Below are 25623 nucleotides of genomic sequence, written 5' to 3' on the forward strand. Positions count from 1 at the left end.
AAACGATCGCTGTAAGAACCGTCGGTTCTGAGAGAGTTTCACTTTCTGTTCGAAGGCGTGGGACACCGCCGGCCACCGCCCCCGCCTATAGCCACTCAAACCCGCCCCCACCAGGCGTGGGAGGCTCTGCCGTCGTCGGCCAGCAGGAGCAGTCGATCATCGCCGCCGGCCACCGCCAGGGCGGTGTCGCCGCCATCGACCACCGTCAGCGGCACCCGGACGGAGCGCCACGACACCCCACCGTCCGTCGACATCCACACCGCGCGACCGGCACCGTCCCCGGTCACCGCCACCAGCGCCCCACCCACCACGGCCAGCCCCACCACCGACAGCACGCCCGGACCGGCCGCCCCGAACCCGCCGACCCGCCGCCACCGCGCCCCGTCGTCGGCCCGCCAGACGGCGAAACCGTCGGAAACCGCCCCCACCGCCACCGGTACGCCGTCGCGCAGCACCACCCGCTCCGCCCGCCCCCGACCGTCCTTCACCGGCAGCTCCGCCCGCCGCCACGAACGCCCGTCGACCGAGGTCCAGGCCATCGGCCGCAGCGCCGCGCCGCCCGCCGGCAGCAGCGACCCGACCACCAGCCAACCCGCCGGCAGGGCCACCGCGTCGGACGCCGCCGTCCGCCCCCGGGCGTCGCCGGCCAGCTCCGGCAGCCCCTCGGCCAGGGTGAACCCGCCCGCGTCCGGCGACGTCCAGACCGCCGCGCCGTCCACCCGGGCGCCCGCGATCAACCAGCCCTCGGCACCGGCCGCCAACCGGGCCACGCTGACCGCGCGGGGGCCGCCGAACAGCTCGAACGCCGCCGGCACCTCCCGCAACGGGCCGTCACCGGCGCGGACCCAGGTCCCGGTACGCGGATTGCCGTGCACCCCACCGTTCTTGGCACCCAGCGCCGCCACCCGACCCCCGGCGCAGGCCGCCGCGTAGAGGACGTGCTGCCGGCCGTAGAACGTGCTGGCCGCGACCGGCACCGGCACCCAGGTGGAACCGTCCGCGCTGGACCAGGCCGCCGGGCGGCTCCCACCGGCGGCGTCGACGACCCCGCCGACCAGGAACCGGACCCCGGCGCAGGAGACCGCGTCACGCAGCACCAGCCGTCCGGCCGGACCGGGCGGCACGGGCAGGGTCGCCTCCTGCCAGGCCGGCTCGACCGACGCCGACCGGCCGCCTCCCGGGTCGACCCGGTCACCTCCGGAACGGTCGCAGGCGGCGACCAGCAGGACGAGCAGAGCGCACACCACGAGCACCCGCCGGGCAGACATGCGTCGATGTTAGGCAGCGGGACCCCGCCGTGGGGGGCCACGTCGGCCGCCCCGACGGACGCCCTGCCCGACCCGTAACCGCCGACCCGCCGGGCGGGGGCCCACCGGCCGGGGTCGAGGACGGACCGGTCAGCCGAGGTGTCGCCGCCGGTCAGAGCCGGAACGATCCGACCGTCGGGGTGGATTCCTCCGCCGGTCCGGAGGGGTACGCGTGCCGACCGGACGGGTCCCGCCGCCGATCGGGGAGGAAAGACGGACCGATCGACGGCCGGTCAGGAGGTGGGCTGCTCGGCGATCTCGCCACCGGCGGTCTCGGCGAGGATACGCTCGGCGACCTCCTTCATGGTCATCCGGTGGTCCATGGCGGTGCGCTGGATCCACTTGAACGCCTGCGGCTCGGTCATCCCGTACGTCGTCATCAGCGCGCCCTTGGCGCGTTCGACCGTCTTGCGGATCTCCAGCCGGTCGGTGAGGCCGGCCACCTCGGACTCCAGGGCGGCGATCTCGGAGTAGCGGGAGAGGGCGATCTCCACCGCCGGCACCAGGTCGCTCTTCTGGAACGGCTTGACCAGGTAGGCCATCGCACCGGCGGCCCGCGCCCGCTCCACCAGGTCACGCTGGCTGAACGCGGTCAGGATGATCACCGGGGCGATCCGGGCACCGGCGATCCGCTCGGCGGCGGCCAGCCCGTCCATGATCGGCATCTTGATGTCGAGGATGACGAGATCGGGCTTCAGCTCCTCGGCCAGCCGGACGGCGGTCTCGCCGTCACCGGCCTCGCCGACGACCTCGTAACCCTCCTCGACCAGCATCTCGGCCAGGTCCAGTCGGATGAGCGCCTCGTCCTCGGCGATCAGCACCCGCCTGCGCTCGGCATCCGTCTGCGTCTCGGCCACCAGCCCTACCCCCACCATCGATCCCACACGGCTACCACCCATGCTCCCGCATGAGCCTAGTCGGGTACAGTGAGCCACGCGCCCCTCGGGGTGACGCCGGGGTGGTGGAACGGCATACACGGAAGTCTCAAACACTTCTGCCCGAAAGGGCTTGCGGGTTCGAATCCCGCTCCCGGCACCGAAACACTCGACTACCGCCCCTACTGCGGGGCATTCGACCCGTCGGAGCGGCCGGCCCCTCATTCCGCCGCGAGCGCGCGGGCCAGGTCGGCCCACAGGTCCTCGGGGTCCTCCAGGCCGACCGAGATCCGCAGCAGCCCGTCGCCCGGTTTCGCCTCCCCGGCCACCGGCCGGTGGGTCAGCGAGGCCGGGTGCTGGATCAGGGTGTCCACCCCGCCCAGCGACACCGCGTGGGTGATCAGCCGGCAGGCCCCGGCGACCCGGGCGGCGGCCGGCGCGCCGCCGCGTACGTCGAAGGCGAGCAGGCTTCCGGTGCCGGCGAGTTGCCGGCCGACCAGCCCGGCCGGGTCGTGCACCGAGGGGTGGTGGACCCGCACGACGGCCGGGTGCCCGGCGAGCCGCAGGGCGAGTTTCTCCGCGCCGGCCTGCTGCGCGCGGACCCGCAGCGGCAGCGTCTGGAGGCCCCGGTGCAGCAGGTACGCGCCGAGCGGGTGCAGCACCGCGCCGGTGACCGCGCGCACCTGGCGCAACCGGGCGGCCCAGTCGTCGTCGCAGGCCACCACGCCGGCGAGCACGTCGCCGTGTCCGCCGATGCTCTTGGTGGCGCTGTGCAGGACGAGCGCGGCGCCGTGCCGGGCCGGCTGCTGGAGCACGGGGGTGGCGACGGTGTTGTCGACCAGCAGCGGGACGTCACCGGCGGCGGTGGCCAGCGCGGCGATGTCGACCAGGTCGAGGGTGGGGTTGGCCGGGGTCTCCACGACGACCAGGCCGGTGTCGGCCCGTACGGCGTCGGTCACCTCGTCGGGGCGGGCCCAGCTGACCTCGGTGCCGAGCAGGCCGGTGGCGAGCACGTGGTCGGTGCCCCCGTAGAGGGGGCGGACGGCGACGACGTGCCGGCGGCCGTCCCGGGTGGCCGCGAGCAGGGACGCGGTGAGCGCCGCCATGCCGCTGGCGAAGGCCACCGCCGCCGGGGTGCCTTCGAGGGTGGCCAGCGCGGTCTCGAAGCGGGCCACGGTGGGATTCCACAGCCGCTGGTAGACGGCGCTGTCGCCGGGCGCGCGGGTGCCGCCGGTGGCGAGCAGTTCGTAGGCCGTGCCGCCGGCCTCGACCGACGGCAGCGGGTTGGTGGTGGACAGGTCGATCGGCGGTACGTGCACCCCGAGGGCCGCGAGGTCCTCCCGGCCGGCGTGCACGGCCCGGGTGTCCACGGACGTGTCGTCGAGGGTCGCCCCGACGCTGGAGTCAGGGTTCATGCCGTAGCCGCCGTCATACCGGCAGCTTCGAACATCAGCACGACGGAGGGCAACACCTTCGAACGATATTCTGGCAGGGCGGCTTTTCCTGTGCTCGGATTCACGGAAGGATGCGGGGATGCCCTCCGCACCGAACGATGTACGGCCCTTCGCCACCCTGGACGACGTCGACCGCGCGATCCTGGCCGAGCTGGCCGCCGACGGCCGGCTGCCGAACAACGCCCTCGCCGAACGGGTGGGGGTGGCCCCGTCGACCTGCCTGACCCGTACCCGGGCGCTGCGGGACTGCGGGGCGATCCGGGGGTTCCACGCCGAGGTGGACCCGGCGGCGGTGGGGCTGCCGTTGCAGGCGCTGGTGTCGGTCCGGCTGACCGCGCACGAGCGGGCCGCGGTGGACGCCTTCCGGGCCCGGTCGGTCCGGCTGCCCGGGGTGGTGTCGGTGTTCCACGTGGCGGGCGCGGAGGACTACGTGCTGCACGTGCGGGCGGCGTCGGGTGACGCGCTGCGCGACTTCGTCCTGGACCAGTTGGCGGTGGATCCGGCGGTGCAGCACACCCAGACCAGCCTGATCTTCGAGCAGGCCCGCGGCCGGGGCTGACGCCCGTCGCAAGTTCCTCGCAAGGACAGCGATGATGCGGTATCCGGAGAGCCCGGACAGCGCGACGTCACTGATGTTGCGGTATCCGCACGGCGGGCCGGGCCCGTAGGAACAAATCCGGCGTGGGGTGGGTTGGGACCAGGCGTGATCGACGTACCGTTGTCTGTTCTTGATCTTGCTCCGGTCGCCGCCGGGGCCACCGCCTCCGAGGCGCTCGGGCACACCACCGAGCTGGCCCGCCGGACCGAGGAACTGGGCTACCGCCGGTTCTGGGTGGCCGAGCACCACAACATGCCGGCGATCGCCAGCTCCGCACCGGCGGTGCTGCTCGCCCACCTGGCGGCGCACACCACCACGATCCGGCTGGGCTCGGGCGGGGTGATGCTGCCCAACCACGCGCCGCTGGTGGTCGCCGAACAGTTCGGCACCCTGGAGGCGCTGCACCCGGGCCGGATCGACCTGGGCATCGGCCGGGCCCCCGGCACCGACCAGCGGACCGCGCTGGCCCTGCGGCGCACCATGGAGGGGCTGTCGGCGGAGGGCTTCCCCCGGGAGCTGGCCGACCTGATGAACTACTTCAGCGGCGACGATCCGGGCGCGATCACCGCCAGCCCGGGGCTGGGCCAGTCCCCCGCCGTCTGGCTGCTCGGCTCCAGCGGGTTCAGCGCCCAGCTCGCCGGGCTGCTGGGGTTGCCGTTCTCGTTCGCGCACCACTTCAGCTCCCAGCACACCCTGCCCGCGCTCCAGCTCTACCGGCAGAGTTTCCGGCCGTCGCGCTGGCTGGCCGAGCCGTACGCGATGGTGGCGGTGAACGTGGTCTGCGCCGACACCGACGAGCGGGCCGAGTGGCTGTCCGGGCCGGCCGGGTTGTCGTTCCTCAAGCTGCGCTCGGGGCGGCCGGAGCCGCTGGCCAGCCCCGACGACGCCGCCCGGTACCCGTACACCGAGCTGGAGCGGGAGTTCGTGCGGCAGCGCCGCGACGGTCAGGCGATGGGTTCGCCGGAGACGGTCCGTCGGCAGCTCACCGAGCTGCTGGCCCGCACCGGCGCGAACGAGCTGATGCTCACCACCATGGTGTACGACGTGGCCGACCGGGTGCGCTCGTTCGAGCTGGTGGCCGGGAAGGTGGTCGGCGGGCTGTCCCGGGGCGTCTGAAACACGCTCTTCATAGCCACGTCACCCCACCGTTGCGGACGACCTCTAACTTTATTACCGGTGGTGGTACGGCACTCCCGGTCGGGACGGGTCGGGGGTGCTGCGGTGTGGTGCACCGGGTCGCCAGCTGAGCGGATTCCGCGGCTGGCGACCCGGTGCCTGCTTGTGTGGGCCCGGTCAGCGCCGGGCCCACACCGTCAGCGCAGGTAGATGTTGGGCGTGGGCGGGGTGGACATGCCGTCACCGATGAAGAAGCCCGGGTGCGGCGGCTGGTTGTAGGCGGTGTTCTGCCAGGCGACCGCCACGCGGTACTGGGCATCGTGCATCAGCGTGTAGATCCGGGTGCTGGTCGGCGTGGGCGTGCTGTAGATCCGCAGCGCCCGGCTGTCGCTGGTGCGCCAGATCACCTCCTCGCGCCAGTCGCCGAGGATGTCGCCGGACAGCGCCGGGGTCGACTTGGTGCCGTTGTTGGAGGCCACGTCGCTGCCGGTGAGCAGCCGGGTCTCACCGCCGGTGCCGTACTTGTCGATCTTGGTGGCGTCGAGCAGCTCACGCACCGGGTCGCCGTCCCACCAGGCGAGGAAGTTCGCCGACGACGGCTTGCGGCCGATGTTCTGCCCCCGGGTGTTGGCCAGCCCGTCGACCGCCGACGACCACGACTCGGCACCGGGGCTGCCGGCCCAGATGTCGGCCGAGACGCCCCGGCCGTTGTCGCCGTTGGCCCCGGTGGACCAGAGGATCTGGCCGGTACGCGCGTCGGCGAACCAGGAGCTGGGCTTGCTGCCGTCCTCGTCGACCTTGAAGATCTCCAGGCCGGAGCGGCTCGGGTCCAGGTCACCGACGTGCAGGGCGTCGCCGTGACCGTTGTTGGTGGAGTAGAGCAGCCGGCCGTTGTCGTCGATGGTGGCCGCGCCGTAGACGATCTCCTGGCGGCCGTCGGCGTCGACGTCGGCGACGGAGAGCTGGTGGTTGCCCTGGCCGGCGGCGGCGGAGTTGCCGGAGGCGTTGGAGTCGAACGTCCACCGCTTGGTCAGCGCGCCGTTGCGGAAGTCCCAGGCGGCGATGACCGCCCGGGTGTAGTAGCCACGCGCCATGATCAGGGACGGTCGCTGCCCGTCCAGGTAGGCCGTGCCGGCGAGGAACCGGTCGACCCGGTTGCCGTACGAGTCGCCCCAGGAGGAGACGGTGCCGCGCGGCGGGTCGTAGTTGACGGTGGAGGCGATCGCGCCGGTCTGACCGTTGAACATGGTCAGGTACTCCGGGCCGGACAGCACGTAGCCGCTGGAGTTGCGGTAGTCCGCCGACGACGAGCCGATCAGCTGGCCGGTGCCCGAGCGGGTGCCGTCGGCGGTCTTCATGGCCACCTCGGCCTTGCCGTCGCCGTCGTAGTCGTACACCTGGAACTGGGTGTAGTGGGCACCCGCCCGGATGTTGCGGCCCAGGTCGATGCGCCACAACCGGCTGCCGGTCAGGGTGTACGCGTCGACGTAGACGTTGCCGGTGTAGCCGGACTGGCTGTTGTCCTTGGCGTTGGACGGGTCCCACTTGAGGACGATCTCGTAGTCGCCGTCGCCGTCGAGGTCACCGACACTGGCGTCGTTGGCCGAGTAGCTGTACGCCTCCCCGGCCGGGGTGGTGCCGCCGGCCGGCGGCTGGATCGGCACGTCCAGGTAGCCGTTGGCGAACTGGAGGGCGGGCGCGGACGCCGCCTGCTCGGCACCGTTCACCACGGCCCGCACGGTGTACGCCGAGCCGGCCGCCGCCCCGCTGTCGAGGTAGTTGGTGGCACCGGTGATCGGCGAGGCGTTGACCCTGGTGGAGCCCCGGTAGAGGTTGAACGACACCCCGGAGGTCTCGGTGCCGAGCAGCCGCCAGGAGACCAGGTTCCCGCTGCCGGAGCGGACGCTGATCAGCCCCCGGTCGAGATCCTCCAGCTGCTTGGCCCCGGCCGGCGGGTTGGTCGGCGGGGGCGTGGTCGGCGGCGGTGTCGTCGGAGGTGGTGTGGTCGGGGGCGCGGTGGTGGGCGGTGCCGTGGTCGGCGGCGCGGTCGTCGGGGGCGCGGTCGTCGGCGCGGTGCCGCCGGTGCAGGTCGTGCCGTTGAGGGCGAAGCTGGCCGGCGTCGGGTTGCTGGCGTTGTTCCACGACGCGTTGAAGCCGAAGTTCGCGGTGCCGTTGGTGCCCAGCGCCGCGTTGTAACCGGCGTCCTTGGCGCTGACCTGCGCCCCGGACTGGGTGACCGTGGCGTTCCACGCCTGGGTGACCTGCTGGCCGGCGGTGTAGGACCAGGTCAACGTCCAGCCGTTGATCGGGTCGCCGAGGTTGGTGACGAGGACGTCGGCGCCGAAGCCGCCGCCCCACTGGCTACTGATCGTGTAGTCGACCCGGCAGCCGGCGGCGGCGGCCGAGGCCGCCACGGCGGTGAGGGCACCGGCGGTGAGGGTGGTGGCCGCGGCGGCGGCGAGCAACGCGGCGCGACGACGGGTGGGGCTCAGGTGCACGGAAACGCCTTTCGCGGAGGTCAGCGCACGGTGGCGACGCCGGCCTGCCCGGACCGGCGGGATGACGCCGCGCTGACGGTGGTGACGGACGCCTTTGCATCGACATCCATAGTTCGACTCCGCGCAGTCGGATCGTAGGACAACGCTTTCCGCCCGCACAAGCCGTACCCGCTCTTGCTCCCGACCCGCCCACCTGATCGACTCGGCGGATGGCTGAGCACATGGACCCCGAGGAGTTCCGCCGCGCCGGGTACGCGGTGGTCGACTGGGTCGCCGACTACTGGCGGACGCTGGACCGACGCCCGGTCACCCCACCGGACCCGCCCGGCACGGTCACCGCCGCCCTGCCGACCGGCCCGCCCGCGCACGGCGAGCCGGTGGCGGCGATGCTGGCCGACCTCGACGCGATCATCGCGCCCCGGGTCACCCACTGGCAGCACCCCGGCTTCTTCGGCTACTTCCCGGCCAACACCAGCGGCCCCAGCGTGCTGGCCGACCTGGTCAGCTCGGGCCTCGGCAGCCAGGGCATGCTCTGGGCCACCAACCCGGCCGGCACCGAACTGGAGACGGTCGTGCTGGACTGGCTGGCCGACCTGATGGACCTGCCCGCGCGCTGGCGTTCCACCGGCACCGGCGGCGGCGTCATCCAGGACTCGGCCTCCTCGGCGACCCTGGTCGCCACCCTGGCCGCGCTGCACCGGGCCAGCGGCGGCCGGTGGCGGGAGGTCGGCGTCGACCGCCGCTACCGGGCGTACACCTCGGTGCACGGGCACTCCTCGATCGAGAAGGCGGCCCGCATCGCCGGCCTCGGCGAGCAGGGCGTCCAGACCATCGACGTGGACCCGAAGACCCAGGCGATGCGCCCGGCGGCGCTGCGCGCGGCGATCGAGGCGGACCTGGCCGTCGGCGAGGTGCCGGCCATCGTGGTGGCGACCATCGGGACCACCTCCACCACCGCCGTCGACCCGCTGCCGGAGATCGGCGCGATCTGCGCGCGGTACGGCGTGTGGCTGCACGTCGACGCCGCGTACGCCGGGGCGGCGGCGGTCTGCCCCGAGTTGCGCTGGACGCACGCCGGGGTGGAGCACGCCGACTCGTACTGCTTCGACCCGCACAAGTGGCTGCTCACCGGCTTCGACTGCGACGCCTTCTGGGTGGCCGACCGGGGCGAGCTGATCGAGGCGCTGACCGTGATGCCGGAGTTCCTGCGCAACGCCGCCAGCGAATCCGGTGCGGTGATCGACTACCGGGACTGGCAGGTCCCGCTGGGCCGCCGGTTCCGGGCGCTGAAACTCTGGTTCGTCCTGCGCTGGTACGGCGTCGAGGGGCTCCGCGCGCACCTGCGCGCAGGGATCGCCCTGGCCGACCGGTTCGCCGACCGGGTCCGCGCCGACGACCGGTTCGCCCTCGCCGCCCCGCACCCGTTCTCCCTGGTCACGTTCCGGCTGCGGGCCGGTGACGAGGCCAGCGCGGCGCTGCTGGCCCGGGTCAACGACAGCGGACAGGTGTACCTGACCCACACCCGGGTCAACGGCCGGTACACCCTGCGGCTGGCCGTCGGCTCGCCGCTGACCGGGCCGGAGCACGTGGACCGGGCCTGGGCGCTGCTGTCGGCGGCGGCGACGGACCTCCTCGCCGGGGCCACCCCGGTGGGTGGGCCTGCCCCGGGCGGCGCGTTCCCCGGGTGACCGTCGCCGCCCCGGCCCGGGGCGGGCGGTGCTGACGACGGTCGCTGCGGCGGGGGGACACCGGGTGGCGTACCCCCGTCGGTGTCAGCGCTCGACGACGGCCAGCCGGTCGTCGGCCCCGGCCGGGTCGGTGCCGGCCGGCGCCGCGACGGCCGGAGCCGTGGTGTCCGCCGACTGTGGCCCGACGGCGGGAGCATCGGCGGTGGTGGCGGCGTCGACGATGGCGCGGGCGCGGCGGGTGCGGCGCAACGCGCGGACGGCGAACGTCAGGGCGACCACCCAGCCCACGGCGAGCAGCACGTAGACCACCGGGCGGACGGTCGAGCCGGCGGCACCGGCGTTGAGCAGGGTGCGGGCGTTGGTCAACACGATCACCCCGCCGATGGTCGCGCCCAGCAGTTGGGCGGGGACGATCCGCACCAGCCAGGCGGCCACCGGCGCGGCGATCAGGCCACCGACCAGCAGCGCCGCCACGGTCGGCAGCAGGAAGCCCTCACTGCCCAGGCCGATCAGGAAGCCGATGCTGGCCGCCCCGGCCACCACGAACTCGGCGGTGTCCACCGAGCCGATCACCTTGCGGGGTTCCATCCGACCGGACACCAGCAGCGCCGGGGTGGCCACCGGGCCCCAGCCCCCGCCGCCGGTGGCGTCGACGAAGCCGGCGACCAGACCCAGCGGGCCGAGGAACCGGCCGCGCAGCCGCCCGGCACCGGAGCGCTGACGCAGCGGGCGGGAGAAGCGCACCAGCAGGTAGGCCCCGAGGGTGAACAGGATGCCGGCCATCCACGGGGCGGCGCTCTCGGTGGAGATGGCGCTGAGGAAGGTGGCCCCGACGAACGCGCCGACCGCGCCGGGCAGGGCGATCCGGGTCACCACCCGCCAGTCGACGTTGCCGAACCGCCAGTGGGCGACACCGGCGGCGAGCGTGGTGCCGATCTCGGCGAGGTGCACCGACGCCGAGGCGGCGGCCGGGGCGACCCCGACGAAGAGCAGCAGGGTCGACGAGGTCAGCCCGTACGCCATGCCGAGCGCGCCGTCGACGAGCTGTGCGGCCAGCCCGACCAGAGCGAGGATCAGAAGCTTGCGCACGAGCCCTCCGAACTTTTCGGCATCTCCTATCGACTTGGTCGAGAATGCGGCACGGACGCTCCCCGGTCAACCCCCAGATCGGTGGGTGGGACGGGGTCGGCGGAGCGGGACACGCCGGTCGGAACCCCGCGCGCCAGGTCGTCCGGGGTGCGGCGGGGCGACGCGGCCCGAGGGGGTGTCAGCTCCAGGCGCGGGGATCGGCGGCCAGCTCGTTGATCCGGCCCGGCAGCACCCCGGCCGCCACGTCGGCGATGGTGACCTGCTCCAGGATCTCCCGCTCGCTGGCCCGCAACGCGATCCAGACCTCCTGCAACGCGCGGGCCGCGCCGTGGTAGCCGAGCTGCTCGGGACGCTGCCCCCGGACGTGGGCCAGCGGCCCGTCGATCACCCGGATCACCTCGGCGAGGGAGATCTCCGCCGCCGGCCGGGCCAGCCAGTAGCCGCCCTCCGGGCCCCGCTGGGCGTGCACGACGCCGCCCCGGCGCAACTGGAGCAGGATGCTCTCCAGGAACTTCGGCGGAATGTCCTGCGACCTGGCGATCTGCTCGGCGGTGACCGGACGGGACCGGCCGGCGTCCGCGCCGTCGGCGACCGACGCGAGTTCGGCCGCCGCACGCAGTGCGTAGTCGACCCGGGCGGAGAGGCGCATGGCCGCAAGGTTAGTCGCCGGCCCCGCCGGCCGGACCGCCACCCTCCACCGAACGGCCAGGGTGGGCTGTCCCGGTGGCGCGGGCATGGCACCATACCCGTGTCGCCGGCAGGGTCGCCGGTGGCGGATACCAGCGCACCGGAGCACAGGCCGATAGGGGCAGCGACAGCGATGCCGGACGTGACGCCGCTGAACCCGCGCGACCCGCGCCAGGCCGGGCCGTACGAGCTGATCGGTCGGCTCGGCGCGGGCGGTCAGGGCGTGGTCTACCTGGGCCGTGACGAACAGGGCCGGTGGGTCGCGGTCAAGGTCATCAACGTGGACCTGCACCAGCATCCCCGGGCGAAGGCCCAGTTCGTCAAGGAGATCGCCGCCGCCCGCCGGGTCGCGCCGTTCTGCACCGCGCAGATCCTCTTCGCCGACGTGGACGGTGACCTGCCCTACGTGGTCAGCGAGTTCATCGAGGGCGTCACCCTGCAACGGCACGTCCGTGAGCAGGGCCCGGTCGTCGGCAACGCGCTGCACCGGCTGGCCGTGGGCACCGCCACCGCGCTCGCCGCGATCCACCAGTCCGACGTGGTGCACTGCGACCTGAAGCCGGACAACGTGATCCTCGCCGCGGACGGCCCCCGGGTGATCGACTTCGGGATCGCCCGGGCGCTGGACGTCACCGAGACGATGACCAGCCGGATCATGGGCACCGCCACCTACATGGCCCCGGAACGGTTCCGCGACGACGAGGTCGGGCCGGCCAGCGACGTGTTCGCCTGGGCGGGGACGATCGCCTTCGCGGCGGGCGGGCAGCCGCCGTTCGGCACCGGCCCGGTCGCCGCGGTGATGCACCGGGTCCTGCACGACCCGCCGGACCTGACCGGGCTCACCGGCCCGCTGGCCACCCTGATCGGGCAGTGCCTCGACAAGGACCACCGGGCCCGGCCGACCGCCCAGGAGGTGCTGCTGCGGCTGCTCGGGCGGGACGCCCACCCGAGCGGCGAGGTGCCGTTGCAGACCGTGCTGCGGGCCGGCACCGACGCCGCGGCCACCCGGCACGTCCCGCGTACCGTGGCCACCACCCCGCCGGTCGTCGCGGCGGCCGACCCGTGGCCGACGACGGCGGCGGCGGTGGACCCCTGGCCGACCGCCGGGGTGGCGGAAGCCTGGCCGGGCACCTCGACCGTCCCCCCGGCCCCGCAGGTGACCGGGGACCCGGTGCCGACGCCGTGGCCCACCACGCCGACCGCCCACCCCGCGCCGCAGACACCGACCGCCCCACCGGCGGCGGCCTGGTCCACCCCGACCCCCACCCCGCCCGCCGCCACGGAGCGGCCGGCCACCCCACCGGCGGCCCGGGACGGTTTCGGCCGGCGGCTGCGTCGACAGTGGGCCGACCCGTGGGGGATGTCCCTCGCGATCTTCCTCGGCGCGGTCGGCTTCGCCACCGGGTACGTCGCCAGCACCGACGTGGGCACCGCCGCCGCCGTCGGTCTGCTCGCCCTCGTCGTGGTCTACGGTGTCCGTCTGCTCGTCGCCGCCGCGCTGACCCCGTCCGGCCCGCCGGACGGCTCGATCGGGCAGTCCGGCGCGCCGCCCGTGCCGGCACCCCGCACCGACGCCTGACCCGCCGAACGAACCCCTGGAGGAGCCGATGCCCGCCGGTCAGCGTCCCGCCCGACCGTGGCTGCCGCACGCGGTGGCCGTCGTCGCGGGGCTAGCGGTGATCGCCGGGGCGTACCTGTACGTCCGGCCGGCCCCCGGCACGGACCGGGCGGACTGCGTACCGCTGGAGGTCAGCTCCTCCACCGAGAAGAGCGAGCTGGTCGCCCAGCTCGCCGACCGGTACAACGCCGCCGACCGGCGCTTCGGCGGGCGGTGCGCGCAGGTGACCGTGCACGGCCTCAACTCGGGCGAGGCGATGGAGGCGCTGGCCGGCGGGTGGGCCCTCACCCAGCCCAAGGTCGCCGAGCCGCAGGTGTGGCTGCCCACCTCGTCGCTGTGGACCGGGCAGCTACGCCTGCTCGACAAGGCGGCCGGCCGACCCGCGCAGACCCCCGGGCAGTACCCGTCGATCGCCAACAGTCCCCTGGTCATCGCCATGCCCAAGGACCGGGGCGAACTGGTGCAGCAGCGCGGGCCGCTCGGTTGGGCCGACGTGCTCGGCCTCTCCGGCGACACCGGCTGGGCGGCGTTCGGGCGGCCCGAGTGGGGCCGGTTCACCTTCGGCAAGGACAATCCGCACCTGTCCACCTCCGGCCTGGCCGCCACCATCGCCACCTACTACGCGGCGGTCAACCGGGCCAGCGACCTGACCAGCGAGGACCTCGCCCAGCCGGCGGTCACCCAGTTCGTCCGGCGGATCGAGGCCAACGTCTCGCACTACAGCGACGACTCGGTGGACCTGCTGCGCGGTCTCGCCGAGGCCGACGCCGCCGCCACCGGGGACGCCCCGGCGACCGACATGAGCGCGATCGTCCTTCAGGAGGAGCTGGTCTACCTCTACAACCAGGGCCAGCTCAGCCCCACCGGCAGCAAGCCCCGGGTCCCGCTGGTGGCGGTGCACCCCAAGGAGGGCACCTTCAACCTCGACCATCCGTACGTGGTGCTGCCGTCGGCCGACCCGGCGCAACGCGAGGCCGCCGAGGACTTCCTCGCGTTCCTGCGGGACGGCCCGCAACAGCGCAGCTTCGCCGCCCTCGGCTTCCGGGACGACGAGCGCCGGCCCGCCGAGACGCTGCTGGCCACGGTGGCCGGGCCGGGCGGCGACCGGCTCACCTACTTCGACCCGCCCACCCCGGAGGTGGTCGGCGCGATCCTCGGCAGCTGGGACACCCTGCGCAAGAAGGCCAACATCCTGCTCGCCGTGGACACCTCCGGCTCGATGCAGGCCGGTGTCGGCGACCGGACCCGGTTCCAGGTGGCCACCGACGCCGCCAGCAAGGCTATCGGGCTGCTCAACGCCGCCGACCAGGTGGCGCTCTGGTCGTTCTCCAGCGAGACCCCGCAACGGCCGAAGCGGCCGTACAGCGAGGAGGTGCGGCTCGCGCCGCTGAACCGGGACGCGTTCAACCGGAAACTCGCCGGGCTGCGCATCGGCGGCAACACCGCGCTGTACGCCACCGTCCGCGCGGCACACCGCACCCTGCTCGACAGGTACGACCCGAACCGGATCAACGCGGTGGTGGTGCTCACCGACGGCAAGAACGAGTACCAGAAGGACAGCGACCTCAACCGGCTGCTGCGGGACATCGCGCTGGACCCGAACAAGCCGGTGAAGGTCTTCTGCGTGGCCTTCGACCAGGACTCCGACCTGGCCGCGCTGGACCGGATCGCCAAGGCGTCGGCCGGCAAGGCGTTCGACGCCAAGAACCCGACCACCATCGACGAGGCGTTGGTCAAGGTGGTCAGCAGCTTCTGACTGAGCCCGGCCGGCCCCGCCGCCACGCTCGGCGGCGGGTGCGTTCAGTCGCCGACGCGGCGCAGCAGTCCCTCCTGGACGGCGCTGGCGATGTGCCGGCCGTCGAGGGTGAACATCCGGCCGGTGGCCAGGCCCCGCGCGCCGGAGGCCGACGGGCTCCAGCAGTCGTAGAGGAACCACTCGTCGGCCCGGAACGACCGGTGGAACCACAGCGCGTGGTCCAGGCTCGCCCCGGCCAGGCCGCCCGGCCCCCAGACCTCGCCGTGCACCGACAGGACCGAATCCAGCAGGGTCAGGTCGGAGGCGTAGGTCAGGGCGCAGGCGTGCAGCAGCGGATCGTCGGGCAGCTTGCCGTCGATGCGCATCCAGACCCGCTGGTACGGGTCGGCGGGGCGGTCGCCGGGGCGTACCCAGCCGGGCTCGCCGACGTAGCGGACGTCGATCGGGCGGGGGATCTGCCCCCAGATGCCGAGCCGCTCCGGGTAGCGGGCCAACCGGTCGGACATCGTCGGGACGTCGTCCGGGCCGGGCACGTCCGGCGGGGTCGGCGCCTGGTGTTCCAGGGCCTGTTCCTGCCGCTGGAAGGACGCCGACATGAAGAAGATCGGCTTGTCGTGCTGCAACGCCACCGAGCGGCGGACCGAGAAGGACCGCCCGTCCCGGACGTTCTCCACCTGGTAGTCGATCGGCTCGGCCGGATCGCCGGGCCGGACGAAGTAGCCGTGCAGCGAGTGCACGAACCGCTCCGGGTCGACCGTGCGCCCGGCGGCGACCAGTGCCTGACCGGCGACCTGCCCCCCGAACACCCGCTGCGGACCGACCGAAGGGCTCACCCCACGGAAGGTCGTCGCGCCGGTGTGGTCGAGGTCGAGGACCTCGAGGAGCTGGTCGACCGCGGCCTGGCCGGTCGCCGCCGGGCGCCCGGTCACTGGCCTGCTTCTGTTCGCGACTGCGGGGCGCGCAAACCCGGCCCACTCCTCGCGCTCACCGGGCTGGCTCTGTTCGCGACTGCGGGGCGCGCAAACCCGGCGCGCTCCTCCCGCTCACTGCAACGCCCGGGCGGAGGCGGCGTCGACCAGGGAGCCGAGCTGGTGCACCCGCAGCGTGTTGGTGGAGCCGGGGGTGCCGGGCGGGCTGCCCGCGACGATCACCACGTAGTCGCCGGGGGTGGCCTGGTTGAGGCCCAGCAACGCCTGGTCGACCTGGCGGAACATGTCGTCGGTGTGCTGCACGAACGGCATCAGGAAGGTCTCCACGCCCCAGCACAGCGCGAGCTGGCTGCGGACCTCGGGGACCGGGGTGAACGCCAGCAGCGGCAGGTCGCAGTGCAGCCGGCTGAGCCGCTTGACGGTGTCACCGGTCTGCGAGAAGGCGACCAGGGCCTTCGCCCCGATGGCGCGGGCGATGGAGGACGCGGCCACGGTCAACGCGCCACCGTGGGTACGGGGGTCGTGCTGGAGCCGGGGCACGCCGATCGAACCGGCCTCGGTGGTGGTGACGATCTTCGCCATGGTGCTGACGGTGAGCACCGGGTACTTGCCGACGCTGGTCTCGCCGGAGAGCATCACCGCGTCCGCGCCGTCGAGCACCGCGTTGGCCACGTCGGAGGCCTCGGCGCGGGTCGGCCGGGAATTCTCGATCATGGAGTCGAGCATCTGGGTGGCCACGATGACCGGCTTGGCGTTCTCCCGGCACAGCTGCACGGCCCGCTTCTGCACCAGCGGCACCTGGTCGAGCGGCAGCTCCACACCGAGGTCACCCCGGGCCACCATGACGCCGTCGAAGGCGAGCACGATCGCCTCCAGGTGGTCGACCGCCTCGGGCTTCTCGACCTTGGCCAGCACCGGGCGGCGGACGCCCTCCTCGTCCATGATCGAGTGGACGAGCTTGATGTCCTCGGCCGAGCGGACGAAGGACAGCGCGATCATGTCGACGCCCAGGCCGAGGGCGAAGCGCAGGTCCTCGGCGTCCTTGTCCGACAGGGCGGGGACGCTGACCGCCACGTTCGGCAGCGAGACGCCCTTGTTGTTGGAGACCGGACCACCCTCGGTGACCAGGCACCGGATGTCGTTGCCGGTGACGTCGCTGACCTCGACGGCGACCCGGCCGTCGTCGATCAGCAGCCGGTCGCCCGGCTTCACCTCCTGGGGCAGCTTGCGGTAGGTGCAGGAGACCCGGTCCTTGGTGCCGAGGATGTCGTCCCCGGTGATCACCACCGAGTCGCCGGTACGCCACTCGTGCGGCCCGTCGGCGAACCGGCCGAGCCGGATCTTGGGGCCCTGCAGGTCGGCCAGGATGGCGACCGGGATGCCGACCGCCTCGGAGGCCTCGCGGACCAGGCGGTACACCGACTCGTGGTCGGCGTGACTGCCGTGGCTGAAGTTCAGCCTGGCCACGTTCATGCCCGCCTCGACGAGCCCCCGGATCCGCTCCGGGGACGAGGTGGCGGGGCCAAGAGTGCAGACGATCTTCGCGCGGCGGTTCACGCCCATCAGGCTAGTCTCTCCTCCGGGTCGACCTGCGGGCCGACCCCTTGCGGACTGAGGAACAGGGTCCGACGACGCGCGGGGTGGGCGCGTGGCCGGCGGGACGCGGGCCACGCCGGGGGCACGTCGGGAAGTGGCGGGCATCGGCGACCGCGCGCCGGGAATCGTACCGCCCGACGACAATCGCCGTCTGCGCGCTCCCGTGCTCTCGTGCGCCGCCACCGCCACCGTCGGTCACCGTCGCGCCACGCCCGCCGCCCCGGCGGTCAGCTGTCGGTCTTGACCAGCGGGAACTCCAGCGATCCCGCCGGGCAGAGGAAGGTCAGCACGTCGACCATGTAGAGGCCGGCCTGCACCGCCGGGTCCGCCTCCATCACGCTGCGTACGTCCTCGACCGATCCGGTGCGGGCCAGCCCGATGCCGATCGGTGGGGCGGGCTCCCGGGCCGGGCCGTCGATCGAGCCGGCCACCAGCACCAGACCCCGCCGTTGCAGCGCCCGCATGTGCGCGGTGTGCTCGGCCTGGAGGCGCTGCACGGTCTCCTTCGGCAGCACCCGACCGGCCGGGCCGGGATAGAGCACGATGCACTCGTACGTGTCGAGTGCGAAGTCCAGCTGCGGCGTACCCGTCATCGCGTCCCCTCCCCCGCGTCGGCGCCACACCGCGCCGGTGTCCCCCGGACCCGGCCAGCGTCCCACGGTGGGGACGCCGCTGACCGCCGGTCGGGACAACTTCGGGCCGGACGGGGCCGTGCCCGGGCGGACACCGGGTGCGGCGGGCGGCACCGACGGCCTTTCGGCCGGCCCACGCCGACAGATCGGCAGACGTGCCCGTCAGCCGACGCTGGTACGGTCCGACTGATGGGGAAGGCGCTCGATCCGCAGAGCGGAGGTCCCGACATGACTCGCTCCGCCGACGCCCCCCGGCCGCCGGACGACTCCCGCTGGCGCGATCTGCTCTCCCGCGCCGGCCGGGCCGGCCGGTGGATCGTCGACCACGACTGGGCCGGCACCCCGCTCGGGCCGCTGGCGCAATGGCCGCCCAGCCTGCGTACCGCCCTGGTCGTCTGCCTGCACAGCCCGACGCCGGCCGCGCTCTGGTGGGGTCCGGGCCTGGTGCTGCTCGCCAACGACGGCTACCTGGACCTGCTGGGCCCGGCCGGCAGGCGGGCGCTGGGTCGGCCCGCCGCGGCGGTCTGGCCCGAGGCGGTGCCCGCGCTGACCGGGGTGCTGACCGCCGCCCGGGTCACCTGCCGGCACGGCGACGACGGGCCGGGGCCGGTCTTCTCGTCGGGTCCGGTGGTCGACGCCGCCGGCCACCCGCAGGGCGTCCTCACCACCGTCACCGCCGTGCCGGGCGGCACCGCCGACGCCGCGCCCGGCGGCCCGGTCGTCGTCGCCGCCGACGGGGACCGGCGGCGGGCGTTGCGGCAGGCCGAGGGGCTGGCCCGGCTCGCCGGGGCGCTCAGCGCCGCCGGCAGCCGGCAGGCGGTGATGGACGTGGTCGGCGCGGTCACCCCGGGGCTGGTCGGCGCGGACGGGGTCCGGGTCGCGGCGGCCACGGCGGGCGCCTGGGAGCTGACGGTGACCGACGAGGTCGGCACCGTCGAACTGCGGGTCACCGACGACGAGCCGCTGGCCCGCGCGGTACGGGAGGAGACGACGGTGCCGCTGCCGGACGGGCTCTGCCTGCCGCTGCGCGACGGCACCGGCACCGTGCTCGGGGCGTTGGAGGTGCGCTGGGACGGGCCGGCCGCCGACGAGGAGGCCCGCCGCATCCTGCTCGACGCGGTGGCCGGCCTGTGCAGCCAGGCGCTGCGGCGGGCCGAGCTGACCGCGTCGGCGCGGGCGATGGCGGAGTTCGCCGCCCGGCTCAGCGTCACCCGCTCCACCGGCGAGGCGATCGAGGTGATCCTGGACGCCGCCCCGATGGCGCTCGGCGCGGCGCTGCCCGGCCTGGCGATGCGCGACGAGGGCCGGCGGGTCCGGCTGTGGCACGCGGAACTGCCGAGCGGGCTGGTCGCCACCTTCGACGACCTGACCATCGACGATCCCCGGCCGATCGCCCACGCGCTGCGCACCGGGGAACGGATCATCCTGCGTAACCGGGCCGAGTTCGCCGCCCGGCATCCCGGCCTGCCCGACCCGGCGGGCGAGTACGGGATGGTGACCACCGTCGTGCTGCCGCTGCTGGACGCCTCCCGGCGGCCCATCGCCGCGCTGGGTTTCGGCTGGCCCCGCGAACGGGCGCTGCACGACGACGACCTGGCCCTGCTGGACACCGTCGCCGACCTGTGCGAACAGACCCTGGAGCGGGTCCGGTTGGCCGCCGCCGAACACAACCTGGTGACCCGGCTGGCGGGCCGGCTACGCACCTCGGCCACGATCGGGCCACCCGGCCTGGAGCTGGCGACCCGCTACCAACCGGCGATGAGCGGCCTGCACCTGGGCGGCGACTGGTACGACCTGGTCGACCTCGACGACGGCCGGCTGGCCGTGGTCGTCGGGGACGTGGTGGGCCACCAGGTCGAGGCGGCGGCCGACATGGCGCAGCTGCGGACGGTGGTGAACACGCTGATCCGCTCCGGGGTGCCGCTGGCCGAGGTGTTCCCCCGGTTGACCGGGCTGCTCGGGGTCGGGTTCCTCGGCACCTGCCTGGCGATGGTGGTCGACCCGGTGGCCGGGCAGGCGCAGGTCGCCCGGGTGGGGCATCCGCATCCGGTGCTGCTGCGGCCGGGTCGACCGCCGGAGACGGTCTGGACGGGGCATTCGCTGCCGCTCGGGCTGGTCCGCGACCCGGTGCCGGTGACCACCGTGGCGTTCGGCCCGGGTGACCTGCTGGTGGCGTACACCGACGGGCTGGTGGAGCGGCGCGACCAGGCGTACGACGCCGGGGTGACGGCCCTGCACGAGGTGCTCGTGCCGGTGCGGGACCAGCCCGTGGAGGTCATCGCGGACACCCTGCTGACCAAGCTCTCCGGCTCCGACGACGACCAGGCGTTGGTGATCATCCGGCACGCCGGCTGAGTGTCGGTGCCCACATTCGGCCCGTGGGTGTTGCCGGCCGCGATCTTCGGGAAAGCCGTCGGGGTGGGTGGCTAGATTTGCCACCGACGACTACGAACAGGATCGGGGTACGGCACATGGGGTCCAGCAGTCAGCCCGCGAAGGCGTCGGGCACCTACCGGATCGGCGGCGACCTCCAGGTCGACCGGCTCGGCTACGGGGCCATGCAGATCACCGGGCCGGGGGTGTGGGGCGACCCGAAGGACCCGGCCGAGGCGGTCCGGGTGCTGCGCCGGGCGTACGAGCTGGGCGTCACGTTCATCGACACCGCCGACTCGTACGGGCCGTTCGTCTCCGAGCTGCTGATCAGGGAGGCGCTGCACCCGTACGCCGACGACCTGGTCATCGCGACGAAGGCCGGCCTGACCCGCTCCGGGCCGGGCGACTGGCGGCCGGTGGGGCGGCCGGAGTACCTGCGTCAGCAGTGCGAGCTGAGCCTGCGACACCTGGGCCTGGAGTCCATCGGCCTGTACCAGTTGCACCGGATCGACGCGAAGGTGCCGCTGGAGGACCAGCTCGGCGAGTTGGCCCTGCTCAAGCAGGAGGGCAAGATCCGGCACATCGGGCTGTCCGAGGTGACCGTCGCGCAGATCGAGGCGGCCCAGAAGATCACTCCGATCGTGTCGGTGCAGAACCTCTACAACCTGGCCGACCGCAACGCCGAGGACGTCCTGGACCACTGCGAGCGCAACGACCTGGCGTTCATCCCGTGGTTCCCGATCGCCACCGGCAACCTGGCCAAGCCGGGCGGCCCGCTGGACGCCATCTCCACCGGCCACGACGCGACGCCCGCCCAGCTCGCGCTCGCCTGGCTGTTGCGCCGCTCGCCGGTCATGCTGCCCATCCCGGGTACGTCCTCGGTCGGTCACCTGGAGGAGAACGTGGCCGCCGCCGAGGTGCAGCTCACCGACGAGGAGTACGAGGCCCTGGCCAAGGCCGCCTGACGGGCCCAGCCCGCCGGAGATGACGGCGTCGCCCGCGCCACCACGCATACCGGGTCACCGTGGCGGCCCGTCGGGGATCACGGGCATCGCCCGCCGCCCCGGCGTGTCGTGCCTGCCGGCAACAGGTCGAACAACCCTTATGCCTCTCCGCAGCGCCCGGCGTACCACGGGGGCGAGGTAGCGGCATCCCGAGCTGCGGATACCGCTACCTCGCCCCCGTTGTTGAGCCCCGACGGGCCGGGTGGCGTGGGGGCCGGGTGGCGGCGGTCAGCCGCCGGGGGTGATCTCGTTGCCGGGGTCGGTCGGGCGCAGGGCCCGCTGGGCCTCGTCGAGCAGCTTCGCCGCGTCGGTGCGGCCGTTGACCTGGATCTCCACCTCGGAGTCGCCGACCTGGAGCCGGATGCTCACCTCGGTCCGCTGCTGGTCCACCCAGCTCTGCACCAGGTTGAACAGGCCGGGCAGCAGCCCCTGGGCGACCACCGCGATGATCACCGCGTCACTGAAGCCGGCCCGGCCACCGCCGCTCTGCCCGGCGTCGCGGACCAGGGCCCGGTAGCGCGGGTCGCGGTGCAGCCAGGCCAGCAGCGTCATCCGCTGCGGGCCGGCGGCGCGCGGGGCCAGCACCAGCCGGGCCGGGGCGGTGGAGCGGGGCGCGGTCATCTCGATCTCCATCTCTGTCGTCGCCCACGGTGCGGTCCGGCCGCCGGGCGGCTCAGTCGTCACCGGGTTGGAACGTCAGCGTGCCGTCGACCACCGACAGCACGCCGCTGACCCCGAACGTCTCGTTCTCGATGAACGGGGTGGTCCCGAAGTAGCCGACGGTGCTGCCGGTGGCCTGCGCCGACCCCTGCGACTCGTACGAGGTGGAGACCCGGGCGGTGGTCGGGCCGGTCAGGGTCAGCTCGATCGTCGGGTACCGGGTGATCTTCCAGGCGATCTTCTTCACCGGCGTACCGCCGGTGTAGTAGCGGAACGGGCACCCCTGCGGGGCGGCCACCGTCAGCGCCGCGCAGCCGTCCAGGTAGGACCGCACGCTCTGTTCCGCCGCCGCCTGCGCCTCGGGCCGCAGGGTGGGCGTCAGCTCCGCGCCGCTCACGCTCTGCTGCCCGGGTACGACGTAGACCACCCGGGGCGCCGTCTCGCTGAGCGCGTTGCTCTCCCCCGCGACCGTGTACGCCCCGGGCAGCAGCGGCACCGCCACCCCGTCCTCCTCCGCACCGGTGGGCGCGGGCACCCCGTTGACGGTCAGCGGGGCCGGGCCGCCGGGCAGGGTCAGGGTCGCCGGGGCGGCGTCGATGTGCCAGCGGTGGAACAGCCCGAGCACGGCGGAGTCGTCGCGGCGCAACGGCAGCTCGGCGGTCAGCTTCTGCCCGGCGAGGGTGTAGGCGACCGTGGCGACCGCCTCGTCGCCGTCGCGTTCCACCCCCGTCACGGACACGTCGGTGGGCGGGCGGTAGTCCTTCGCCGCCACCATCCGGGCGAGCTGCCCGCTGTCGCCCAGCGCCGCCCGCACGTCGGGGGTGAGCTGTTCGAGCGCCTCCGGGCCGTCGTGGTCGGCCAGGGCAGCGAAGTAGTCGCCGACGGCCGCCTGGGGACGGAAGAACGCCCACTGGGCCGTGGTCAGCCCCCCGCCCAGGCAGCTCACCAGCACCAGCGCGCCGACGACCAGCAGGGCGCGACGGGAGCCGACCGCCGCTGTCGTCGTACCGCCGAACAGCTCGTCGAGGCCGCGTGCGGTGGCCGCGCGGTCGGTGGTGGGGTCGGGGACGGGCCGGTCCAGCCGGTCCAGGCGCAGCTCCGACGGGGGGTGGGTGGCGCAGACCGCCTCGTCCCAGCCGCTGCGTCCGGTCTCGAAGGAGCGTCGCCGCTCCAGCATGGACCGCATCCCCTCCCGGTGTCCGGCGAGCACCGCACCGGCGTCGGCCCGGTACTCGGCGGCCCGGACGTCCCGGCGGTGGCAGGGCAGGACCACATACCGCATGGTGAGCAGCACCGGCCAGAAGAACATGAACACCACGAAGTCGGTGGCCGGGTGCGGGAACCGCCGCATCAGCCAGGCCGGGACGGCGTGCACCAGCACCAGCGGCAGGCCGACGCCCCGGATGAACGCGCTGGTCACCTCGTCGCCGGTGCGCCAGTGCACCAGTTCGTGGCTGAGTAGCGCGGCGATCTCCTCGTCGGTGCAGTCGAGCACGGCGGTGCTCACCACGACGTGCCGGGCGTACGCGCGGGCGTTGGTGAGCACCGGGTCGTCCTCGATCAGCAGCCGGGGTTCACCGGGCAGGCCGAGCCGGGCCGCGCAGTCGCTCAGCAGCGGACGCAGCCGTTCGGCCTCCCGCCGGCTGAGCTGCCGCGCCCCCGAGACGCCCAGCAGCCACGGTTCCAGCAGCACCCGCCCGACGGTGTAGAGCACCCCGACCAGGCCGGCGGCGATCACCATCCCGGCCAGGCCGGTGAACAGGTTCGCCGGTTCGTCGACGGCGTTGCGCCAGGGCAGCACGAGGATGGCCAGGAAACCGACCAGGGCGCCGAGCGCGAACCCGGCGAACCCGCCGACCACCCCGCCGGAACGCGCCACGAAGGCCTCCAGCAGCGGCCCGACCAGCGGCGCGTCCCGCAGCAGCGCCGGCACCGCCTCGTCGGACTGGGTACCCCCGGCGACCAGCCCGTACAGGCCGAGGGCGAGGCCACCCCAGACCGCCGCGACCAGCGCCAACGGTACGTAGAACCAGGTGGCGAGGAAGGCGCCGAGCACGCCCCGCCAGTCCCGCACGATGCCGGCGCGCAGCCAGACCAGGGCGCTCGGGTAGCCGGGCGGGCGGTGGGCGAACCGGTCCCCGGCGGTCGGGGACTCCTGCGCCTGCGCGGCACCGGTGGGCGTCGTCGCGGCGGCCGGCGGTCCGGCGTCGGGCCACGCCGATCCGCCGGGCGACGCCGGGTCGTCCGCCGGGCGCAGGGGTGTCCCGGCCGGCGGTACGGCCTGCCGGTCGGCGGGCGGGCCGGGCTGGGCCGCGCGGGGTCCGGGTTGCGGCTCGGGGTCCAGGTCGGGCACGGGAGGCTCCTCGACTACGGATGTCGCCGGCCGTGACCGGGGCCCGGCGGACCGGACCACCGGCGGACCGGTCGGGCGGCGGACCCGACGGCCGCAACGCCGAACGGGTCGGGCAGACCGAGCGGATCGCCGGACCGGTCGCCACCGGCGACGAATGACACCAACGCTGTCGGTCGACTCCGCGGATGGCGGAATTCGACGCGGCTGGACATTACCGATGACGAATGCCGTCCGCGATCCCATTTCCCAGCGGAGATCGGCTTTCCGAATAAGTGTCGGATATCTGTCCGTCGACGGTTCCCGGTGCCATTTCTGTCGTGGCCCCGGCGGGCCGGTCGGGGAGACGATCCAGGTCCGGCCACCCGTGCCCGCGGGCGGCACCGACCGGGAGGTCGACGATGGACATGGACGTGCTGGTGGTCGGGGGCGGGATCATCGGTCTGACGGCGGCGGTACGGCTGCGGGAGCGCGGCGCGCGGGTGACCCTGCTGACCGCCGACCCGCCCGGCGACACCGTGTCGGCGGTCGCCGCCGCCGTCTGGTACCCCAGCCACACCGACGCCGACCCCCGGGTGCTGCGCTGGGCCACCGGGACGTACGCGGAACTGGGCCGGCAGGCCGACGCCGGGGTGCCCGGGGTGGTGGCCCGGCCGACCCGGATGCTGCTGCGCCGCCCGTGGACCGGCCCGCCGTGGTGGGCGGCGGCGGTCGGTGACCTGGTCGCCCACCCCGGCTCCGGGCCGTACGCGACCCAGTTGCGGTTCACCGCCCCGACGGTGGAGATGTCGCCGTACCTGGACTGGCTGGCCGACCGGTTCACGACGGCCGGCGGGCGGATCGTGGCCGGCCGGCTGACCCGGCTCGACGACGGCTTCGCGCTGGCCCCGACGGTGGTCAACGCCACCGGACTGGCCGCCGGCCGGCTCGCCGACGACCCGGCGGTGCATCCGGTACGCGGGCGGCTGGTGCTGGTGGCGAACCCGGGCCTGACCATCTCGGTGCGCGACGAGGAGAACCCGGCCGGCATCACCTACGTGCACCCGCGCCGGCACGACGTGGTGCTCGGCGGCACCGCCGAACCGGACCGGTGGGACACCGGACCCGACCGGGCCACCTCGGCGGCGATCCGGGCCCGGTGCGTGGCGCTGGTGCCGGAGTTGGCCGACGCCCCCGTGCTCGGGGTGCGGGTCGGGTTGCGGCCGGCACGGCACGGCGGGCCCCGGGTCGCGGTGCAGGCCGGGCCGGCCCCGGGGCAGCGGCTGGTGCACACGTACGGCCACGGGGGCGCCGGGGTGACCCTGTCCTGGGGCTGCGCCGACGAGGTGGCCGGGCTGGCGCTGGACGGCTGACCGGACGGACGGACGCGCCCCGGCCCCGACCCACCGGGACC

At 74.2% G+C, this 25623-nt stretch carries 20 protein-coding genes and 1 tRNA gene; 10 read left to right on the plus strand and 11 right to left on the minus strand.

Annotation, left to right across the window (positions count from 1 at the left end):
* Positions 1-95 precede the first annotated feature (95 nt).
* A complete protein-coding gene (locus FJK98_RS23345) occupies positions 96-1268 on the minus strand; it encodes a hypothetical protein (protein ID WP_145920914.1) in 1173 nt (390 codons plus the stop codon).
* Positions 1269-1540: 272 nt separating this feature from the next.
* Positions 1541-2164 (minus strand): ANTAR domain-containing response regulator, encoded by a 624-nt coding sequence (locus tag FJK98_RS23350; RefSeq protein ID WP_088643111.1) that lies wholly within the window; start codon positions 2162-2164, stop codon positions 1541-1543.
* Positions 2165-2259: 95 nt separating this feature from the next.
* Between FJK98_RS23350 and FJK98_RS23355 the strand changes: the two genes are divergently transcribed.
* Positions 2260-2342, plus strand: a tRNA-Leu gene (locus FJK98_RS23355).
* Positions 2343-2403: 61 nt separating this feature from the next.
* Here FJK98_RS23355 and FJK98_RS23360 read toward each other — a convergent pair.
* Positions 2404-3597: a PLP-dependent aspartate aminotransferase family protein gene (locus FJK98_RS23360; RefSeq protein WP_145920915.1), complete on the minus strand. Its 1194-nt coding sequence runs from the start codon at positions 3595-3597 to the stop codon at positions 2404-2406.
* 118 nt (positions 3598-3715) lie between these two features.
* Between FJK98_RS23360 and FJK98_RS23365 the strand changes: the two genes are divergently transcribed.
* A complete protein-coding gene (locus FJK98_RS23365; protein WP_145920916.1) occupies positions 3716-4195 on the plus strand; it encodes an Lrp/AsnC family transcriptional regulator in 480 nt (159 codons plus the stop codon).
* Positions 4196-4339: 144 nt separating this feature from the next.
* On the plus strand, positions 4340-5350 hold the full coding sequence (locus tag FJK98_RS23370) for an LLM class flavin-dependent oxidoreductase (protein ID WP_194822261.1): 1011 nt from the start codon (positions 4340-4342) through the stop codon (positions 5348-5350).
* Between the two features lie 197 nt (positions 5351-5547).
* On the opposite strand, the gene FJK98_RS23375 is transcribed toward FJK98_RS23370, so the two are convergent.
* Positions 5548-7848, minus strand: coding sequence for a cellulose binding domain-containing protein (locus FJK98_RS23375; protein WP_145920918.1), 2301 nt, complete (start codon positions 7846-7848; stop codon positions 5548-5550).
* A 209-nt stretch (positions 7849-8057) separates the two neighbouring features.
* Between FJK98_RS23375 and FJK98_RS23380 the strand changes: the two genes are divergently transcribed.
* The gene (locus FJK98_RS23380) at positions 8058-9536 is read left to right on the plus strand and encodes a pyridoxal-dependent decarboxylase (RefSeq protein WP_240762295.1); all 1479 of its coding nucleotides are present in this window, start codon (positions 8058-8060) and stop codon (positions 9534-9536) included.
* 84 nt (positions 9537-9620) lie between these two features.
* Here FJK98_RS23380 and FJK98_RS23385 read toward each other — a convergent pair whose 3' ends face one another.
* Positions 9621-10625 (minus strand): sulfite exporter TauE/SafE family protein, encoded by a 1005-nt coding sequence (locus tag FJK98_RS23385; protein WP_145920919.1) that lies wholly within the window; start codon positions 10623-10625, stop codon positions 9621-9623.
* 178 nt (positions 10626-10803) lie between these two features.
* Positions 10804-11274 (minus strand): Rrf2 family transcriptional regulator, encoded by a 471-nt coding sequence (locus tag FJK98_RS23390; protein WP_145920920.1) that lies wholly within the window; start codon positions 11272-11274, stop codon positions 10804-10806.
* Positions 11275-11445: 171 nt separating this feature from the next.
* Between FJK98_RS23390 and FJK98_RS23395 the strand changes: the two genes are divergently transcribed.
* Both FJK98_RS23395 and FJK98_RS23400 read left to right on the plus strand, forming a co-directional pair.
* A complete protein-coding gene (locus tag FJK98_RS23395) occupies positions 11446-12891 on the plus strand; it encodes a serine/threonine-protein kinase (RefSeq protein ID WP_145920921.1) in 1446 nt (481 codons plus the stop codon).
* Between the two features lie 28 nt (positions 12892-12919).
* Positions 12920-14686 (plus strand): extracellular solute-binding protein, encoded by a 1767-nt coding sequence (locus FJK98_RS23400; RefSeq protein ID WP_145920922.1) that lies wholly within the window; start codon positions 12920-12922, stop codon positions 14684-14686.
* 44 nt (positions 14687-14730) lie between these two features.
* Here the strand turns inward: FJK98_RS23400 and FJK98_RS23405 are convergent, their stop codons facing one another.
* The 3 genes from FJK98_RS23405 to FJK98_RS23415 all read right to left on the minus strand — a co-directional run bounded on the left by FJK98_RS23405 (position 14731) and on the right by FJK98_RS23415 (position 17804).
* Positions 14731-15615 carry an acyl-CoA thioesterase II gene (locus tag FJK98_RS23405; protein WP_145920923.1) on the minus strand — a complete coding sequence of 295 codons (885 nt, stop codon included), beginning with the start codon at positions 15613-15615 and terminating at the stop codon, positions 14731-14733.
* 114 nt (positions 15616-15729) lie between these two features.
* The gene (gene pyk, locus FJK98_RS23410) at positions 15730-17178 is read right to left on the minus strand and encodes a pyruvate kinase (protein ID WP_145920924.1); all 1449 of its coding nucleotides are present in this window, start codon (positions 17176-17178) and stop codon (positions 15730-15732) included.
* A 260-nt stretch (positions 17179-17438) separates the two neighbouring features.
* A complete protein-coding gene (locus tag FJK98_RS23415; protein WP_088643099.1) occupies positions 17439-17804 on the minus strand; it encodes a YciI family protein in 366 nt (121 codons plus the stop codon).
* Between the two features lie 267 nt (positions 17805-18071).
* Between FJK98_RS23415 and FJK98_RS23420 the strand changes: the two genes are divergently transcribed.
* The gene (locus tag FJK98_RS23420; RefSeq protein ID WP_145920925.1) at positions 18072-20198 is read left to right on the plus strand and encodes a PP2C family protein-serine/threonine phosphatase; all 2127 of its coding nucleotides are present in this window, start codon (positions 18072-18074) and stop codon (positions 20196-20198) included.
* A gap of 116 nt (positions 20199-20314) precedes the next feature.
* Positions 20315-21181, plus strand: coding sequence for an aldo/keto reductase (locus FJK98_RS23425; protein WP_145920926.1), 867 nt, complete (start codon positions 20315-20317; stop codon positions 21179-21181).
* Between the two features lie 267 nt (positions 21182-21448).
* Here the strand turns inward: FJK98_RS23425 and FJK98_RS23430 are convergent, their stop codons facing one another.
* Positions 21449-21904, minus strand: a complete 456-nt coding sequence (locus FJK98_RS23430) for a hypothetical protein (RefSeq protein ID WP_145920927.1) — start codon at positions 21902-21904, stop codon at positions 21449-21451.
* Positions 21894-24233 (minus strand): M48 family metalloprotease, encoded by a 2340-nt coding sequence (locus FJK98_RS23435; protein ID WP_145920928.1) that lies wholly within the window; start codon positions 24231-24233, stop codon positions 21894-21896. The genes FJK98_RS23430 and FJK98_RS23435 overlap by 11 nt, the downstream gene beginning before the upstream one ends.
* Before the next feature lie 32 nt (positions 24234-24265).
* Here FJK98_RS23435 and FJK98_RS34590 point away from each other — a divergent pair, with 32 nt between their 5' ends.
* Both FJK98_RS34590 and FJK98_RS23440 read left to right on the plus strand, forming a co-directional pair.
* Positions 24266-24391 (plus strand): hypothetical protein, encoded by a 126-nt coding sequence (locus FJK98_RS34590; RefSeq protein WP_255470032.1) that lies wholly within the window; start codon positions 24266-24268, stop codon positions 24389-24391.
* Between the two features lie 240 nt (positions 24392-24631).
* Positions 24632-25582 (plus strand): FAD-dependent oxidoreductase, encoded by a 951-nt coding sequence (locus FJK98_RS23440; RefSeq protein ID WP_145920929.1) that lies wholly within the window; start codon positions 24632-24634, stop codon positions 25580-25582.
* The last annotated feature ends 41 nt before the right edge of the window (positions 25583-25623 follow it).

The organism is Micromonospora sp. HM134 (assembly GCF_007833915.1).
In the GTDB taxonomy this organism is placed as follows: Bacteria; Actinomycetota; Actinomycetes; order Mycobacteriales; family Micromonosporaceae; genus Micromonospora; species Micromonospora wenchangensis.

What these genes read in the sequence shown, in the direction of transcription:
- FJK98_RS23425 (WP_145920926.1), top strand. Translation starts at nt 20,315, where the DNA reads ATGGGGTCCAGCAGTCAGCCCGCGAAGGCGTCGGGCACCTACCGGATC.
- FJK98_RS23420 (WP_145920925.1), top strand. Translation starts at nt 18,072, where the DNA reads ATGACTCGCTCCGCCGACGCCCCCCGGCCGCCGGACGACTCCCGCTGG.
- FJK98_RS23345 (WP_145920914.1), bottom strand. Translation starts at nt 1,268, where the DNA reads ATGTCTGCCCGGCGGGTGCTCGTGGTGTGCGCTCTGCTCGTCCTGCTG.
- FJK98_RS23360 (WP_145920915.1), bottom strand. Translation starts at nt 3,597, where the DNA reads ATGAACCCTGACTCCAGCGTCGGGGCGACCCTCGACGACACGTCCGTG.
- FJK98_RS23390 (WP_145920920.1), bottom strand. Translation starts at nt 11,274, where the DNA reads ATGCGCCTCTCCGCCCGGGTCGACTACGCACTGCGTGCGGCGGCCGAA.
- FJK98_RS23415 (WP_088643099.1), bottom strand. Translation starts at nt 17,804, where the DNA reads ATGACGGGTACGCCGCAGCTGGACTTCGCACTCGACACGTACGAGTGC.
- FJK98_RS23365 (WP_145920916.1), top strand. Translation starts at nt 3,716, where the DNA reads ATGCCCTCCGCACCGAACGATGTACGGCCCTTCGCCACCCTGGACGAC.
- FJK98_RS23380 (WP_240762295.1), top strand. Translation starts at nt 8,058, where the DNA reads ATGGCTGAGCACATGGACCCCGAGGAGTTCCGCCGCGCCGGGTACGCG.
- FJK98_RS23440 (WP_145920929.1), top strand. Translation starts at nt 24,632, where the DNA reads ATGGACATGGACGTGCTGGTGGTCGGGGGCGGGATCATCGGTCTGACG.
- FJK98_RS23400 (WP_145920922.1), top strand. Translation starts at nt 12,920, where the DNA reads ATGCCCGCCGGTCAGCGTCCCGCCCGACCGTGGCTGCCGCACGCGGTG.
- pyk (WP_145920924.1), bottom strand. Translation starts at nt 17,178, where the DNA reads ATGGGCGTGAACCGCCGCGCGAAGATCGTCTGCACTCTTGGCCCCGCC.
- FJK98_RS23395 (WP_145920921.1), top strand. Translation starts at nt 11,446, where the DNA reads ATGCCGGACGTGACGCCGCTGAACCCGCGCGACCCGCGCCAGGCCGGG.